A 15,440-nucleotide genomic window follows, 5' to 3' on the forward strand; every position below is an offset into this window, starting at 1 on the left:
ACAACGGCGCCGCGGCTTGCGCATAAGTGAGAGCGCGCCTCACCCATGCTCGTGAAATTGCCCCGCCAAATTGCCGCGCGCATCGAACTTCATTGCAGCGTATGCGGACCAGCCTCCATCGTCCTTGTCAGCAGCCGGTCTTCAAGCTGACGGATCTTGTCCAAAAGCTCATGAGCCTCGGCGGCGTCGCGGGCGTGGTGATTAACGACTCCGCCCGTCAAAAATGCAATTGCCAAGGTTGCGTCGGAAACATCCTCATCCATAAGCACCGTCGCTAGCTTCTCCGCCAGCAGCTTTGCGCGGTCCATAGGATCGCCTGTCAATTGTGATGGGACCGGCCGTTCCGGTTCTGCCATTCTAAGCTATCCTTGCGTCAGGTAAATTGTAGCATCTACGGTCCCGAGCATTCAATCTGTGCATTACAAATGCCTAAATTTGAACGTGCAGATCTGCAGGCGTCGTCGTTTCAACTAAATTGATTCCAAATTATCGAGTTGCGAGCCTTCCTCCATCTTGAAGGTCGGCTCTCGGATTGCGCAGCAGCGGGTCAACGGATAGTCAAAGTCAATCGGCATTGAACGTCACGTAGCAGAATCTCCATTCTTTCATAAGGCGGCCTACGAGCATGTGCACCATCGATATCGTCCCTGATATTCCAGAACGATTTTGGCGGATACGCTACGACACGGCCCACGATCCGAATTCTCTGACTCTGCCAGACATTGAAAGCGGGGCAAACTGCCAGAACTTCGCCTACGAACTGCTTCGGCACTTCGGGCGACACGTTCCGAAGCTGCGATCAAGTAATCTTTGGGAGGATACGGCATATACGATCTCCGTCAACGAATACCGTCCGCTAGATCTCCTACTCTTCAACAAGAGCCAAGGCGCTTGGGGGGCTCATGTCGCCGTCTACGTTGGCAATGACCGAGCGATCCATCTAAGCCGCAGTGTTGGCGTGGCCGCTCTATGGTCCCTTGCGCAGTTTGCGCATTGTCCGGAGTATCGGGTGCTCGTTGGAGCGAAACGAGCGTTACGATCCACGTCCGATCGCTAAACTTGCGTGGCGAAAGCAAGTTGAAGCCCCGCTTCTTCCGCCTGAGACTTGCGGCATAAAATTGACTGCGAAGACAGAGCCGCCTGAAGTGCTAAATCGATGCTTTAACCAAGTTCCTGAACAGGGCTCGGCCTCAGCGGCACCACGCATGCGTTGAGGCCGGATAGCTTTTTCCCCTCGATGATCGAGAGCCATACACCGCAGATCAATTCGGTCCATGACGTCCTTTCGACCATCCTATCCAACGCGGAGACTTTCAGCGGAAAGTTTCGCAGGACGACCAGTCTGAGGCTCGTAGCTAGTTCGGGAGCCCTCCGTGGCAAGCCCTTTCAATGGCACTTAAGTGCACGAAGATGTCGGGCCCCGCAGCGTCCGGCTTGATAAACCCACATCCCTTGGCGGGTTGAACCACTTCACAGTACCGATTGCCACTGCTGTATCTCCAAATCGAAGTCAGTCAGCTTAGGCGAGGGCAGAGACGGACATCAAGTGCGACGAGTGCTAAGACTTCTCATCCCGATCCTCCTGCCGCCCGATACAGAGAGACGTTCGCCCTGCTTGCGCACGTGGGCGTGACTGATCAGACAAATCTTGGGATCGAGCTTTATTGACCGAACGTTCGAGCACCGAAACGAATTCGATTGCTGACGATCCTATCCATTTCGAGTGAACTTGGTCGGTTCGCAACGTGAACGCTCCTGTGACGCTGCAAGAATGCACGTTCGTCACGGAAACAGCAGGAATAATGCGCGACTCTCATCGAAAATCAGATACTGTAGCCATCGAACGCCAGCGCGAGTGATGAACCGTGGGAAAGGTAAGGGGATTGACGATGCCTTTCGAAACCTCGCGGAGGATCATCGACACGCTGCGTCGTGACACCGCCCTCAATACTGTTCGGCGTCGGGAACAATCGAGCTGGTAGCCACGCCCTCTCGCGCGATTCACTGATGCAACATCGGTTAGCCAAGAGCGGCGAGCCTTGTCGGCCGCTCACGCTGCTTGGCGGCGCTAACAGGGTGGGCGGTATGGATAAGCGTCGAACGCGGAAGCAACGGCGCGAATCAGAAAGCGGCGCTCCTGCCTCACGCGGACCGAACCATTTTCGATGTCCACGATCCCGTCTTCGGCGAGCGTCGCCAAGCGTTCGGTTGAATTAAGAAACGGAATCGGATCGAATCCGTGGGCGGCGCAGATTGCAGGCACGTCGGCCTCCAAATCGCACATCAGCCGCTCGATTATGGCGCCTCGGACGCGATCTTCTGGGGTGAGACAGCAGCCCTTCAACGTCGCTAGATGGCCGGCTCTGATCCGCCCGCTGTAAGAATCCGTGGTAACTTCGTTCTGAACGTAGCCGTCTCCCAACCGCCCAATAGCCGACGGCCCGTAGCCGATCAGGGTTCTACAGGTGTCTGCTGAGTAACCCAACGAGTTCCGCCGGAGGCGGCCAGCTTTCTGCACCAGCGCGAGTTCGTCCTCGGGCAGGGCGAAATGGTCGAGTCCAATCTGACGATAGCCGGCGGCGACCAGCGTATCGGCCACGGCCGCCGCCTGTTCAGCGCGCATACCGTCATCTGGTAATTCCGTCTCATCGATGAGGCGCTGATTCTTCTTGAACAAAGGAATGTGCGCGTAGCCGAAGACCGCAAGCCGGTCGGGACGCATTGCCGCGGCCAATGCCGCAGTCCGTACGCAGGACTGCACTGTCTGCCTTGGAAGGCCGTAGAGGAGATCGAAGTTGACGCGGCTTATTCCATGCTCGCGCAGATTTTCGACTGCTGCCGCCGTCTGCGCCTCGGTCTGAACCCGGTTGATGGCATTTTGAACAATAGGATCAAAACTCTGCACGCCTAAGCTCGCGCGGCTCACTCCGGCGGCACCTAAGGCTTCGGCCATTTCTGCTGTGAATGCACGTGGATCAATCTCGATGGCGATAGTTGCCGATCTCCTGAATGCGAAGTGGAGACGTAAAAGTCTTATCAGATCCAGGAACTCCGCTGGCTTGATGAGGGTCGGCGTCCCGCCGCCGAAATGTACGTCGTTCACCGGTAGCTCTTTAGGCACTTGCTCCGCGACCAAACGGATCTCTTCGCGCAGCACCGCCAAATAATCGAGGATCGGCCTATCCCGCAGGGTCATCGCGCTCGGAAAACCACAATACCGGCAAATCGAGCGGCAGAACGGAATGTGTAAATAGAGCGACACAGGCTCGTGTGACGGCAGGCGCCTCAGCCATTTCTCACAGGCCTCGGCCCCGACCTCAGCAGAGAACTGCGAGACCGTTGGATAGATCGTATACCAAGGCGACTGCGCATCATAATATTTCTTTAGAGTTGATGACTGCAATGATTGCTGTCCCTTGCCTGGCTGCGCATGGTCTTGTTCGCGATCGCTGTAGAATCAACACAAGCGGTGACGCAAAAAATCGTCTTCCAAGGGCTGCCAAGCGGTCCCTTCTGACTGACTGGGTGCAAGAGTGCTCGCCAGCGACTAACCGACGTCTCATTGTCAATCATCCTGAGCAGCCTTTGCGCCAGTGTAATCGCCAAGATCCGGTGCCCCTAATCCTTCGCCGGTCTTAACTGCCGCTTACTGAGCATTAAAAGAGGTGCCTCGATGCTATCGCCGTTGGGCCGGAGCCGAACTGACACGAAGCAGCAAGCCTCTTCGAACAGGGGGACATGAGCTACTCGATCCACCGCTCATTTTGATCCAAATATTGAGCCTGTGCTATTGAGGATGGTAGTTGGCGAGTACGCGCTCTTGCGGTCGGCCTCCTCGGGTACTCGGATGAGGTAGTCAACGAAAGTATAATCCGAACTGCCGGAGTCGGCGGTGAAGTGAACTTTCGTTCTTACTTGCAATCGATCACGTCTTACGAGCGACAAGTTTGCGCTTCTCACTGAGTACTTAGAATGCCATTTAACTTCCAGGCTTCCATAGTAGGCCTCGGAACTCTGCGTCCGCGCAATGCCCCAATCGCAGTCGGTGGGGCGACATCTGCTCCACGCATGAACAAGGGCTTTGTCGAACTGCTGGTCGACAAATATCTGTGTAACGATGCCGGTGCTCCGATCCTCATTGGACCATTTCCCAGCAAACTCGGTCATCGTCCGGCCATCGAGATTGCGTGGAGTAAAAGTGTTGGTTTGCTCACCAAACGCGGGTTGGAGAAGCAGGAGCGCGAGCGGTATTGCCGCGGATAATCGCAACATTGTGTTGTCCTGTTAGTTTGACACTCGAACGGTTGGCAACAACCGTGCCAGTGAGCTGGATTAAGGAAATGGGAGGGTGGGAGTGGATCTCGTGTCCGCAGCTCAGAGATGCCTCGTCGTCAATCCGACAACCCGTGCCAGATTTCTTACTTCCTTGTTCGATTTGGCGCGTGACTTGATCGCTGCCTAAGTGAAAGGAAATGAGGCCGAAGCGAGTGCTATTGGCGCCAAGATGAGTCTCCATTTAGAAATAGCACCGAGTTCGCATGACACTCGCCCGCAATTTCACCTGCATTCCTAAAGATCTTGAACAAACGACGACTTTGGCGGACTGGGGCTTGTTAGTCGCGCGCCAGGCCTGACCGGCTGAAACGGAAGTGTCGCTCTTCAATAAGGAGTAGGGGTTTTCTTCGTGACCGAAGATAGGGTTGCGCCCTCAGGCGGCTTTTCGTTTTCCCTCCGGATGACGATGAAGAGTTTGAAGGGGAGGGGAAACGCATGAATCGCCCCCCGCTACCACGCATGAACCACTATTATGGTGGGCCTGCGGAAAGACCTCCCCGCCGAAAACATACCACTGAGTACGAGCCTTTCGATATCGCGCAGGTAGACGATCCTGCGATTTGAACAGCTCCCGCTCTCGCGAACCGCCGAACAACGAATCCTGGTCCTTCCAGTCGCGTCACGATCGTGAATCGACGCAATACGAAGCTGTTCATCTTCTTCAGCTTGTCTTCCCATCCACACCCTTCATTGTCCCGTCCTGTCTCGCGCGCAGTTGGGCCTTCGCAGCAACGGGCTTCACATTCTTTGGCAATTCTTGCTCAGCCTCATCGTGCGCGCTGTTATCAAGCGATGAGGTAACCACGTCGGCATCGAGTGGCGTAACGTTTAGCTCATCACTTACGAGCGCGCGGAATTGCTTCTTGCATGCGATCTTCTCGCCCAACTGCACGTCGGCGTCGTTCACGTCCCAGACAAGTTCATTTTGGTCATGCCGGAGGACGGCTTGGAGTTGTCCTGCCACGTGTCTGGCCGAAAGAAAATCGCATGGGGGTAGCGTTCGACTAGGATCGGTCGAACCGCTCGATTGGCCCGACTACGTTTGTTAGTCAGCCCCGTAAATATCCCAAGTGCTTGGGCTCGGCAGATCGGGTAGCGCTCAGCTATGCGAAGCGGCGAGCAACGACCAATCTGCGAGAAGTGCGAGCGCGAGATGACTCGCGTTGGCAAACTGCCGCCGGTCGGTAATCGTGAGGCTGTTGTGGTCTATCGGTGCGTTCCTTGTAAGCGAATAGCCTCCATGCCTCCGACTCAGTAGTACTACGGAGTACCGGTCGTTGTATTTTTCATGAGCTTTTTCGAATGAATATCAAAGCCGTTATGGCAAGGATTATCGAAGCTGAGCTACTGGCACGCGGCGTACATTCGCTGGCGCCGTCCGATTGCGAACAGATCGTGGAGTGGATGGTAGAGCAAATCGGCGAACTAGAACCGAAGCTGGCGCGAGATAAGAACGACGAGCCGTGAGCGGCTGGAAGCGTCCGTTTGACGATCCCATGGCATTGCCCAACGGCACGCAATTACCTAAGCGCGAACACGACGCGCCGGAATGGTTGGCAGCGATTGAAGCGCTGATGCTTGTTGCTGAGAAGGCCGGCCCGACAATGTTTTGCCCGCATCGGATTCAATCGCGCGTTGAATCACGGGAATAAGGCCGAACGGCGGAAGAGGCAGGCGAAGGCTTATAGGGTGGTGCGATGATCGCCGCTACACCTACGTCCTTACCTATGTGATTTCGAGCAGACATTGAGCAAGAGGCGTCTTCTCGCGCTCTGCTCGAAACCAATAATTGCGGTCACGGCACGGATCGGCGCGGCTTTTTTGAGCCGACGTTAATTGCTTCACACTGATTTCTCGGTCCGATCCTAAAATCGTGGCGCGCAATGACGCGCTGCTCACTAAGGAACTAGGAATCCATTTGCCGGGCAGCTGTTGTGCGGCTAACTCTGCTTCAGCAGGGGTCGGCAAATGCAAACGAAAGCGCGCGAGTACATTGATTTTTGGGTCGAGAACAGCATTCACGCCGCTGAGCAGTACGGGACTCCCGGCTCTTCGCAGGACGTGAGCGAATTAGTCGTTCGTCTTATCGAAGGGGCGAAGGGGCAAGGCATTTCCCAAAAGGCTATGGAGAAAGAGGTCGGTGGCTTGACGGACTATGTCCGTGACAAACTCGCGACTGCGAACAAAGTCGAGAAGGATCGCCGCGAGTGAGCTAGAACGGGATTGTTCGACGATAGTCAAGCCGAAAAGCGGCCCGTGCATTGCTTGGGTGGTAACAAGCTTATCTAGCGCTAGGCTGCAAAATGCACCGCAACACGCCAGCCGATCTTGAAGGCGGCAAACGTTGTTCGTCGTGATGAATGAGCTCAGCAACGCCGGAATCGAATTCACCGAAACTGGCGTTCAACTTCGGAGGCGCCGTCCCGCGTGTCAAAAAAGTATCACTCAACCTATAGGTGGTCAATTTTGGATGCCGATCCCCCGGCTTAGGGGGCAATGTAGACCACCGCAGCTAACGCGTGTCGTCAGCGAGGCCGAAGCACGGCTGCAGGGCCTTGCTTCATGAGCGGCAACCCAAACTAACTGTGGCAGATTCCGCAAAAAAATTTTGCGGAGCTCTTGAAATGGACCCCGGTTTTTCTAATTCGTTTTTTGCCGCTCGCGGGCGGTGCCGGACGCCAGCTTTGGGACCGGCGGACTGAACAGGGCGCCAGACAGGGTCCTGAACCGACGTCTTGCGCTCCTTCGTACCATCTTGCTCTTAGGAGGACTTGGCTATGAGGACTTACGATTTTGCTCCCCTGTGGCGTTCGCCCATCGGCTTCGACCGCCTTTTCGATCTCCTCGACGAAACCCAGCACAGAACCGAGGATACCTACCCGCCCTACAACATCGAGCGGCTTGGCGAAGATCGCTACCAGATCTCCTTGGCGCTGGCTGGTTTCAGCCCGGATGAAATCGCCGTGACCGCCGAGCAGAACGTGCTCACGGTGGAAGGCCGCAAGAGCGATAAGGACCAGCATGAATACCTCTACCAGGGTATCTAGGCGCGACCGTTCAAGCGGCAGTTCAACCTTGCCGATTACGTGCAGGTGAAGACCGCGACGTTCGACAACGGTCTGCTGCGGGTCGAACTCGTGCGCGAAATCCCCGAAGCCATGAAGCCCCGGCGCATCGCAATCGACGGTGGCGCTCCAGCCGGGCAAATCATGCAGAAGGCGGCCTGAGCAGCGTCTTGCCTGATCGTGTCACGCGTGGGCAGCAACCGCGACGCGTCAATAGGCTTCATGTCAAGGAGGATATCATGGGTGTTTCGTGACCTTATTCCAGGGACGAAAGGCCAGCAGCTCTCGACCGGGCAGGAGGCTTTCGATCCGTTCTTCACGCTTCATCGCGAGATGAACCGGCTGTTCGACGACGTCTTTCGCGGAGTCGGTTCGTTCGGACGATTGGCCAATCCGCTGATGGAAGGCCAGTTCGGCTGGCCCCGGCTCGAACTCAGCGAAAACCGATAAGGTTGTGACTGTTTCCGCTGAACTGCCGGGTCTCAGCGAAAAGGACGTTCAGGTTGAAATCGCCAATGGCGTTCTTTCGATCCGCGGCGAGAAGAAGGCCGAGCGAAGCGACGAATCGAAATTCCTCAGCGAGCGCTATTACGGATCGTTCCAACGTCAGATACCCCTGGAGGGCGTTGAAGAAGACAAGGCCCAAGCAGATTTCAAGAATGGGGTCCTAACTGTGACGATCCCGAAATCGGAGCAGTCAAATCGCAACGTCAAACGCATAGCTATCAACACTAACTGACGCCGAAGGCGGCGGCGTCTCGCCGCCGCCCCAAACCCATAGCAACTCGTCCCTCGACGAAAGGAGCAAATGGAGACAAGAAATGAGCGAGGCTGATCGTATTGCCAAATGTGCTGATTCCTTCCGTCCCGTATTCCACTACGATTCCCCGGACAGCGTATTGAACGATACCGAACTTTCGACAGACGAGAAGCGAGTGATCCTCTCGTCCTGGGCGTCGGATATGTACGTCGTCGAATCTCACCCAGCGCTTCGTGAAATCCCCGGTATCCCACACAGACTACGTTTGGACGATATCCTCGCGGCACTGAAGGAATTGGACGACGAGAATGATCCGTCGCCTCGTGGTGGGATGGCCATGCGGGTGCCTCGTTTCAATAGGCTCGATTGCGGCTGTTTCGACAAGCCGCAGCCTTCCATCGAGGGGCGGGCGGCCACGATACCGTATCGATCGACTCAACCTTCACGCCCGCACGGTCATCTGCGATGGACGCGCGAGGCGAATGTGAGGCGATATCGCAAGCTTCTCAACACACAGCTAACCGATATTGAACGCAAGTTCATACAGCGACGGTTAGCTGAAGAGTTGCAGGCTTGACTAGTCGTCAAGGGCCAACTCGAACCGTTGATCGGGGATGTCTGCGATCGCTGAAAGCCTCAGTGAGATCAGATCAGTGCGAAACTACGTTTGGCGTTCTCGCAAGCTGCCACAAGCCGATCTGCCCGATGCTGAGCGAGCAATCATTGAGAAACGGTTACTTGAACAACGGAGAAACCTTCGAATTGCTGTTAGCGTCTACGTTCCCTTTAGCGTTGAAGCTCTGAAGCAGTTCAGGGAAACTATAAACCACGCCAGGAGGAATTGGGTATGACTGCAGGCTCGTTAGCTCAGGTCAAGATGGGTACGGAAGCGCTTGCTCTTTGTGTGGCCGATGTCTTGTGCGAACGCGATCCATCTCTGTTGGCCGCCTTTCAAGAAAGAGTACAAATGCTCTATCGCGTCCTCGAAGATCGCGGAGACCATGAAGCGGCGACAATGATTGGCGCATTTGGGAGAGCGTTGGTCGATCCCGCATTCAGGTGTCTCCCGAATTAGTCGGTGAAGTCCAATGACAAGGCTTCCTGTAACCGCTGCGGGTCATGTTGCCCTCGTAGAGGAGTTGAGGCACCGCATTCGAGTCGCGAGACCTTGCCTTGTTCAGAGAATCCAGCAGTCGATTTCCGACGAGGCCAACCTGATTGAAAACTCGGAATACCAGGCTGCGCTCGCGGAGCAAGAACTTAGTGAGACTCGAATCGCCGACTTGGAAGGCAAGCTCGCGCGCGCCGAAATCGTCGACGTATCGAAGCTTTGCGGCGATACGATAAAGTTTGGCGCCACAGTGACGCTGATTGATGACGACACCGGTGAGAAGCGGATCTGGCAGATTGTCGGTGAGCCCGAGGCCGAAGCGAAGGAGGGCCGGATTTCGGTGTCTTCGCCGCTCGCTAGGGCCCTGATCGGCAAGACCAAAGGCACAACGGTGCTCGTTGAAGCCCCGGGTGGCGCGAAGGCTTACACTGTCCGGAAGGTGGAGTGGTTCGAGGACAAGCGAAAGAAGCGATAACTGGTGTGATGGCAAAGCTCCATCTAACGATGCTTATGCGACTCGCTGTAGGCAAATTAGGAAGGCCACCATGCCGACTAGCGCTCACTACAATCAGCGCCCAGCCAGTGAGGAAGAACGGAACTACCTCGAATCGTTGATCCGTGAAGACTTCGAGCGATGCCATCCCGGTGAGACGCTTGAAGACTTTAAGCGGCGAGCCTCATTTTCGAAGGAGGACAGGGGACTGCTGCGCGACTGGATGGCAATCGCGGCGCGACGCGCCGCGGCTGATCAGGTCAAGCGACTGACCTCAACGGCGTAGGGTGCCCGCCGGTTGGCTTGGGTCTGGGAGGCGGGCACCTCCTCGTCTCGGGAGACGTGTTGAAGTTGTGTGGCGGGTTTGTTGCCTGCCTAGCAACCTTTGGCGTCGGTACAAAAAGGGCGGTACTTAGCGTACGTCCTGCTCCAGTCCGCCGGCTCCGAGACGAAGAGGGGGCCTTTTCGGCGATCGGCGAGGCCCTCGGTCGCTGGCGCGGCCCGCAGCCTTTGCGAGGAAGCGATTTCGAGTCGACCGGGTTCAATAGCAACTGCACCGGTCGCATTCGTTCGCGCGGGGCCGATGGCAGAAAGCGGGCGATCAAATCAGCCATCAGCGGACGTCTGTGCCCCGGCTGTACCCCGAGATTTCCGGGGCACAGACGATGGGAGACGGCAAGGCAAATTGTTGATTTTGTTGCGTTTCTGGTGGGCGCACAAGGGATCGAACCTTGGACCTCTCCCGTGTGAAGGGAACGCTCTCCCGCTGAGCTATGCGCCCGGGACCATTGTGCCGGTCAGGCGGTTGGCCGACCGGCACGTCAGAGCCCGCGATTTAGAAGTGCGGGCCAACGGTGTCAAGTTTTGAGCGGCACCAAGCCGGAAAATGATCCGTAGACCTCGCAAATCCCTGCGAAATCGCGTTTTGGTGGCCTATGCGCCCTGCTGGCGGGCGCGGGAGGCGTGGGCCTGGAGTGCGCGGATGCGCTCGGCGAGCGTGCCGCCGCCTTCGGGCAGGCTGGTCGCGGCCACACCGTTCGTCGTGGCGCCATTGGCCGGGTGAGGGGCGGGCTTGGGCGCCTGGCCTGCTTCGGTCGCGAGCAGCGCCTCGATCGGCGAGTTCGGGCCTTCGAGCTGTATCGCGAGCTTGGCCACCTCGGCGGCGATGTCGTTGATGCGTTCGCGCAGCAGCGCGTTCTCCATGCGCTCGGTCGCCCAGGAGCTCTCGGCCTGCTGCTGGATCGCGTTGATGTCGCGCTGAAGTTTTGCACGCTCGTCGCGCGCGGCCTTGAGCTGCTCCTCGAGCGCAGCCTTCTCGCTGCGCAGCGCCTCCAGCGCCGGCGACTTGTTGCCGGCGCTGAGGCCCGCGATCTCGGTGCGCAAATCCTTGATGGTGCGCTCGGACGTCTCCTGCCCCTGTCGGAGCTGGTTGTTCTCGTACTCGCGCTCGGCGAGCAGCTTGCCTTGCGTCGCGAGCCGGCCTTCGAGATCGGTGACGCGGCCGGACAGCATCTCGGCCTCCTTGACCTGCACGATGAGCTGGCGGTCGAGCTCGGTGACGCGTTGGCTCAAATTCTCCACGCGCCCGCGGGCGTCCTGCAGCTCGCGCGAGGCGGTCTCGGATTCCGAGCGCTCCTGCGTCAGCCGCGCCTGGGTCGAGGCAAACTCCTTCTCGGCGTCGCCGACACGATTTTTCAGTTGCTCGATCTGCGTACGCACCGCGACCAGCTCGACCTGGCGGCTCTCCGCCATCATCGAACGGTCGGAGAGCTCATGATTGATCTTGGCGAGCTCGCCCTGCTTGTCGGTCAGCGCCTGTTCGGCGGTGCGCAAGCTTTCGGTCTTGGCGCTGAACTCCTCCTCGGTGGCGCGGAGCTGCTCCTTCACCGCCTTCTCGCGCGCCTCGAGCGCGAAGATCGTGGCGTTCTTCTCCCCGAGCTCGATCTTCATGCGGTTGATGGCGTCGCTCTTCTTGCCGAGCTCGGCAAGCTGACTCGTGGTCTTGCTCTTGAGCTGATCGACGCTCATTTCCAAGCGTCGCGCGGACATGGCGAATTCGGCGCGGAGCTGGTCCTTGTCGGCCTGGATCTCCGCCATCGACAGCGGCGTTGCCGCCTCGAGCCGGCGCGTGGTCAGGCGCACCGCGCGGTTATGCACCAGCGGCACGATCGCGAGCCCGCACAGCATCGAAAGCAGGAAACCGATCGCAAGGTACATGATCGGTTCGACCATGGGCCAGAACTCCCAGAAACAAGGAAAAATTTACCAAAGACCATGCCATGGCGCGCCGGCAAAAAGCCAGCCCCGGCCCGTCGTTAACGTGAATCTGTAACCGAAAAAGAAGGTGTGCCTCGGGACGCGATGGCTCCCCCCGCTGGCTCGCAACGGCTCCATCCATCCCGCGTGCCGCGACGATACAGTGATGCAGCTGATTTGCCCGACGGTTCCGCACGATGCGCAAGGCGTCGCGCCGGCGGTCACCGGCTACTTTGCATGGGGTTGTTTTCGACATTTTTGTCGAAGGCCCCAGTTGAGGCTCGCTAGAACGGGTTCCAGGTCGCGCGCGGCGTATATTTCAGATAGCCGATATTAGCCCCGAGTCGCAGGCCGATGCCGGACCGGATCGGCACCAGCACGATGTTGTTGGCGGTCAGCGCCGTCATGCCGAAGCCGCCGATGATGTAGGCGGAGCCGTCGATGCCGGCGAAGCGCTGGTAGATCGCGTTGGTGGCGGGCAAGTTGTAGACCAGCGTCATGGTGCGCGCGCCGTCGCCGCCCCAGTCGAAGCCGAGCGAGGGTCCCTGCCAGAAGACCCGCAAGTCCCCGGCGTTCTTGGTGTAGAGCGTGCCTTCGCCATAGCGCAGGCCCGCGACGAAGGCGCCGGAACCTTCCTCGCCGAGGATGTAGCCGTTCGGCAGGCCCCATTGGCTGACCGCCTTCTCGATGATCGAGGCGAGTCCGCGCGAGACGTTGCCGAAGAAACGATGGCCGGCGCCGACGAGCTCGTCCGGCCCATAGGTGTTCGGCGTAGGGGTCCGCTGCGGCGGCGGCAGGTTGGGCGGCGGGGCCTGCTGCGCGGAGGCCGGCACGATCCAGCCCACCAGCGCGGCGAGTGCGACCGCGGCGAGGCGTGATGCGAAAGTCATAAAAGAACCCCTGGTATCGAATCCGGTCGCACCCTTAACCTGACGCCAACAGGCGAGGGCTAGGTTGCGCCGAATGTCCCCTCGACTCGGATGTTATCCGCAGCAACTATGACGGCACCACGGCAGGAAGAAAGCCCTTTGCGCCCCGGAATTGCCTTGATCGGCCCCTGGATCGCCCTATTGGCCGGCTTTTGGCTCACCTTTTACGGCCCGGCCGTCGAGGCCGCCACCACCGAGCGGATCGTGGTCAACCGCTTTTCCGGGGTGGCCATCGAGGGATTCGACCCCGTTGCCTATTTTGTTGATGGCGGGCCCGCCCTTGGTACGGCCGAGTTCGAGGCAAGCCTGTGGGGCGCAGTCTGGCGGTTCCGCAACGAGGGCAACCGGGCGGAGTTCCTGGCCCATCCCGAGGTCTATGGACCGCAGTTCGGCGGCTATGACCCCACCGATATCGCCCGCGGTGTCGTCATCGCCGGCAACCCCCGCTTCTTCGTGATCTCCGCCCAGCGGCTCTATCTGTTCAGCCGGGAGGACAGTCGCGACGCCTTTGCTGCCGATCCCGAGCGTTTCCTCTACGAAGTCGGCAAGCGCTGGCCCGCGCTCCAGGAGCAGCTCAGCCAGTAGGGCCGAACGCGCCTTGCGGGTCGCCCCAGGCGATGAACTCCGGGACGATGAAGCTTTCATGTCTCTCGCCGAACCGAATCTCGGCGCCCTTGCCGTCGGTGACCTTGCCGCCTGCGGCGGTGACCACGGCACAGCCGGCCCCGACGTCCCATTCGGAGGTCGGGCCGAGGCGGGGGTAGATGTCCGCGCTGCCTTCGGCGATGCGGCCGAATTTGACGGCCGAGCCTGCGGTCTGCCTGACCGCGCCGGGCCGGCCGGCAATGAAGGCTTCGCTCAGTGCATCACAATGCGAGCGGCTGACCGTGGCAACCCAGGGCTGGCCCGGCTTCGGCAGCTTTCGGGTGCGGATCGGTTCGGTAGCTCCGATGATAGCACCATCAAACGTCACGCGCTCCGCGCCGTGCCCGACGATGCCGCGCCAGAGCAGGCCGAGTGCGGGCGCGCTGACGATGCCGAGCAGCGGCACGCCATCGGTGATGATGGCGAGATTGACGGTGAACTCGTCGCGGCCGGCGACGAACTCCTTGGTGCCGTCGAGCGGATCGACCAGGAAGAAACTGCCATGAAATGGCGGCGTCGCCAGCTGGGCCCGCTCCTCCGACAGCGTCGGCACTTCTGGCGCGAGCTGCAAAAGCCCCTCGCCGATGATGCGGTCGGCGGCGAGGTCCGCTTCGGTGACCGGCGAGCCGTCCTGCTTGCCGTCGATCCGCATTGCGGCCCGATTGACGGCGAGGATCGCTTCGCCCGCCTTCAGCACCAGCGCGGTCAACGGCTCCATCAGGCCAAGGGCGGTCGCCCCATCAATGCGCCCCTTCACCAGCATGCCTCATTCATCGGCAACCTCTTTCGCCTCAAGTTGATTCGTGTCCCTTATGGCCGCTTCGAGCCTATCGCAAGCGCTAGCTGCAACGGGGGTACGGATGTTAGAACCCGGGCCAATTTCAGGGCACGCGTGATTCGCCGCCTTTTGGCCGTGCAATTCCAGGAACCATCGATGTCTGGCATCTCGTCACCCGGTACCGCTACTGCTCCCGATATGCTCGAACTCGCGGCGCTTCTGTGCTCGCGGGTCTGTCACGACCTCATCAGCCCTGTCGGCGCCATCGTCAACGGCCTCGAGGTCCTCGATGACGATCCCAAGCCCGAAGATCGTGAATTCGCGCTGGACCTGATCCGTAAGAGCGCCAAGACGGCATCGGCGCGGCTGCAATTCTGCCGGCTCGCCTTCGGCGCGGCGGGATCGTCCGGCGCGCAGATCGATCTCGGTGACGCGCAAAACATGGCGCGCGGCCACATCGAGGACGGCAAGTGTACCATCACCTGGAATCTGCCGCGGCTCTTGTTGCCGAAGAACCGCGTCAAGCTGCTGCTCAACATGCTCGTGATCGCGCAGCATACGATCCCGCGCGGCGGCATGCTGAAGGTCGATCCGATCGGCGAAGGCGAGACCATGAGCTTTCGCGTCACCGCCACCGGACACAATGCGCGCCTGCCGCAGAACATCGCCGAGCTCTTGAGCGGCGAGCGCGGACCCGCCGCGGACGCGCATGCGATCCAGCCCTATTATACGCGCCTGCTGGCGCAGGCCTGCGGGCTTACCGTGAAGCTCGCGCCGGAGGGCGAGGCGATAACCGTTACGGCTTCGTAAACGGCAACCGCACGGCACTCGTTAATCAAAGCTTTACGGGGCGCTTCGAAACCTTCGAAGCGCCTTATCTCTTTGTTGGTTCCGTTCTTTTGCACTTACTCAACCAATATTAAACGCTTTGCGGAGAAGCTGGCCCCATTCTGAAAGGCGCACATGTGCGCTCTCCCTTATGAAGGCCTGTTTCCATGGATGATCTGTTGCGGGAGTTTTTGACGGAGACCAGTGAGAGCCTGGACACCGTCGACAATCAGCTGGTGA

Annotated in this window: 16 protein-coding genes, 1 tRNA gene and 3 pseudogenes; 12 read left to right on the top strand and 8 right to left on the bottom strand. The window is 59.0% G+C overall.

Features of this window, described 5'->3' with window-relative positions:
• Nucleotides 1-89 precede the first annotated feature (89 nt).
• Nucleotides 90-356, bottom strand: a complete 267-nt coding sequence (locus tag Q3C01_RS43455) for a hypothetical protein (RefSeq protein WP_458151471.1) — start codon at nucleotides 354-356, stop codon at nucleotides 90-92.
• 269 nt (nucleotides 357-625) lie between these two features.
• On the opposite strand from Q3C01_RS43455, the gene Q3C01_RS43460 reads away from it, so the two are divergent.
• Nucleotides 626-1,057 (top strand): NlpC/P60 family protein, encoded by a 432-nt coding sequence (locus tag Q3C01_RS43460; RefSeq protein ID WP_458151472.1) that lies wholly within the window; start codon nucleotides 626-628, stop codon nucleotides 1,055-1,057.
• A gap of 237 nt (nucleotides 1,058-1,294) precedes the next feature.
• On the opposite strand, the pseudogene Q3C01_RS43465 reads toward Q3C01_RS43460, so the two are convergent.
• Together Q3C01_RS43465 and hemN are read right to left on the bottom strand one after the other, a co-directional pair.
• Nucleotides 1,295-1,489: pseudogene (locus Q3C01_RS43465) on the bottom strand (cold-shock protein).
• Between the two features lie 579 nt (nucleotides 1,490-2,068).
• Nucleotides 2,069-3,403 (bottom strand): oxygen-independent coproporphyrinogen III oxidase, encoded by a 1,335-nt coding sequence (hemN, locus tag Q3C01_RS43470; RefSeq protein WP_458151473.1) that lies wholly within the window; start codon nucleotides 3,401-3,403, stop codon nucleotides 2,069-2,071.
• Nucleotides 3,404-4,068: 665 nt separating this feature from the next.
• Between hemN and Q3C01_RS43475 the strand changes: the two genes are divergently transcribed.
• Nucleotides 4,069-4,263, top strand: coding sequence for a hypothetical protein (locus Q3C01_RS43475; protein ID WP_458151474.1), 195 nt, complete (start codon nucleotides 4,069-4,071; stop codon nucleotides 4,261-4,263).
• 733 nt (nucleotides 4,264-4,996) lie between these two features.
• On the opposite strand, the gene Q3C01_RS43480 is transcribed toward Q3C01_RS43475, so the two are convergent.
• Complete coding sequence (locus Q3C01_RS43480) at nucleotides 4,997-5,242, bottom strand: hypothetical protein (RefSeq protein ID WP_458151475.1); 246 nt, start codon at nucleotides 5,240-5,242, stop codon at nucleotides 4,997-4,999.
• A 395-nt stretch (nucleotides 5,243-5,637) separates the two neighbouring features.
• Between Q3C01_RS43480 and Q3C01_RS43485 the strand changes: the two genes are divergently transcribed.
• From Q3C01_RS43485 to Q3C01_RS43520, 8 genes and pseudogenes are all read left to right on the top strand, one after another.
• Nucleotides 5,638-5,802 (top strand): hypothetical protein, encoded by a 165-nt coding sequence (locus tag Q3C01_RS43485; protein WP_458151476.1) that lies wholly within the window; start codon nucleotides 5,638-5,640, stop codon nucleotides 5,800-5,802.
• Nucleotides 5,799-5,987, top strand: coding sequence for a hypothetical protein (locus Q3C01_RS43490; RefSeq protein ID WP_458151477.1), 189 nt, complete (start codon nucleotides 5,799-5,801; stop codon nucleotides 5,985-5,987). Before Q3C01_RS43485 ends, Q3C01_RS43490 begins: the two co-directional genes overlap by 4 nt.
• Before the next feature lie 316 nt (nucleotides 5,988-6,303).
• Nucleotides 6,304-6,546, top strand: coding sequence for a hypothetical protein (locus Q3C01_RS43495; protein WP_458151478.1), 243 nt, complete (start codon nucleotides 6,304-6,306; stop codon nucleotides 6,544-6,546).
• A gap of 566 nt (nucleotides 6,547-7,112) precedes the next feature.
• Nucleotides 7,113-7,562 (top strand): annotated as a pseudogene (locus tag Q3C01_RS43500) (Hsp20 family protein).
• Nucleotides 7,563-7,733: 171 nt separating this feature from the next.
• Nucleotides 7,734-8,139 (top strand): annotated as a pseudogene (locus tag Q3C01_RS43505) (Hsp20/alpha crystallin family protein).
• An 82-nt stretch (nucleotides 8,140-8,221) separates the two neighbouring features.
• Nucleotides 8,222-8,737: a hypothetical protein gene (locus tag Q3C01_RS43510; RefSeq protein ID WP_458151479.1), complete on the top strand. Its 516-nt coding sequence runs from the start codon at nucleotides 8,222-8,224 to the stop codon at nucleotides 8,735-8,737.
• 511 nt (nucleotides 8,738-9,248) lie between these two features.
• A complete protein-coding gene (greA, locus tag Q3C01_RS43515) occupies nucleotides 9,249-9,746 on the top strand; it encodes a transcription elongation factor GreA (RefSeq protein WP_458151480.1) in 498 nt (165 codons plus the stop codon).
• 70 nt (nucleotides 9,747-9,816) lie between these two features.
• Entirely contained in the window at nucleotides 9,817-10,050 is a 234-nt protein-coding gene (locus Q3C01_RS43520; protein ID WP_458151481.1) for a hypothetical protein, read from the top strand.
• A 420-nt stretch (nucleotides 10,051-10,470) separates the two neighbouring features.
• Here Q3C01_RS43520 and Q3C01_RS43525 read toward each other — a convergent pair.
• The 3 genes from Q3C01_RS43525 to Q3C01_RS43535 form a co-directional block, all read right to left on the bottom strand.
• Nucleotides 10,471-10,545: transfer RNA gene (locus Q3C01_RS43525), tRNA-Val, on the bottom strand.
• Between the two features lie 152 nt (nucleotides 10,546-10,697).
• Nucleotides 10,698-11,996 (bottom strand): coiled-coil domain-containing protein, encoded by a 1,299-nt coding sequence (locus tag Q3C01_RS43530; RefSeq protein ID WP_458151482.1) that lies wholly within the window; start codon nucleotides 11,994-11,996, stop codon nucleotides 10,698-10,700.
• A 308-nt stretch (nucleotides 11,997-12,304) separates the two neighbouring features.
• A complete protein-coding gene (locus Q3C01_RS43535; protein WP_254103653.1) occupies nucleotides 12,305-12,910 on the bottom strand; it encodes a DUF1134 domain-containing protein in 606 nt (201 codons plus the stop codon).
• Between the two features lie 138 nt (nucleotides 12,911-13,048).
• Here Q3C01_RS43535 and Q3C01_RS43540 point away from each other — a divergent pair, with 138 nt between their 5' ends.
• A complete protein-coding gene (locus Q3C01_RS43540) occupies nucleotides 13,049-13,534 on the top strand; it encodes a YHS domain-containing (seleno)protein (RefSeq protein ID WP_458151483.1) in 486 nt (161 codons plus the stop codon).
• Here Q3C01_RS43540 and Q3C01_RS43545 read toward each other — a convergent pair.
• Entirely contained in the window at nucleotides 13,524-14,357 is an 834-nt protein-coding gene (locus Q3C01_RS43545) for a 3'(2'),5'-bisphosphate nucleotidase CysQ family protein (RefSeq protein ID WP_458151485.1), read from the bottom strand. The two genes, Q3C01_RS43540 and Q3C01_RS43545, sit on opposite strands and share 11 nt — an antisense overlap.
• Nucleotides 14,358-14,528: 171 nt before the next feature.
• Between Q3C01_RS43545 and chpT the strand changes: the two genes are divergently transcribed.
• Nucleotides 14,529-15,182 (top strand): histidine phosphotransferase ChpT, encoded by a 654-nt coding sequence (gene chpT, locus Q3C01_RS43550; protein WP_458151486.1) that lies wholly within the window; start codon nucleotides 14,529-14,531, stop codon nucleotides 15,180-15,182.
• Nucleotides 15,183-15,440 lie beyond the last annotated feature (258 nt).

This window comes from Bradyrhizobium sp. UFLA05-109, assembly GCF_054185165.1.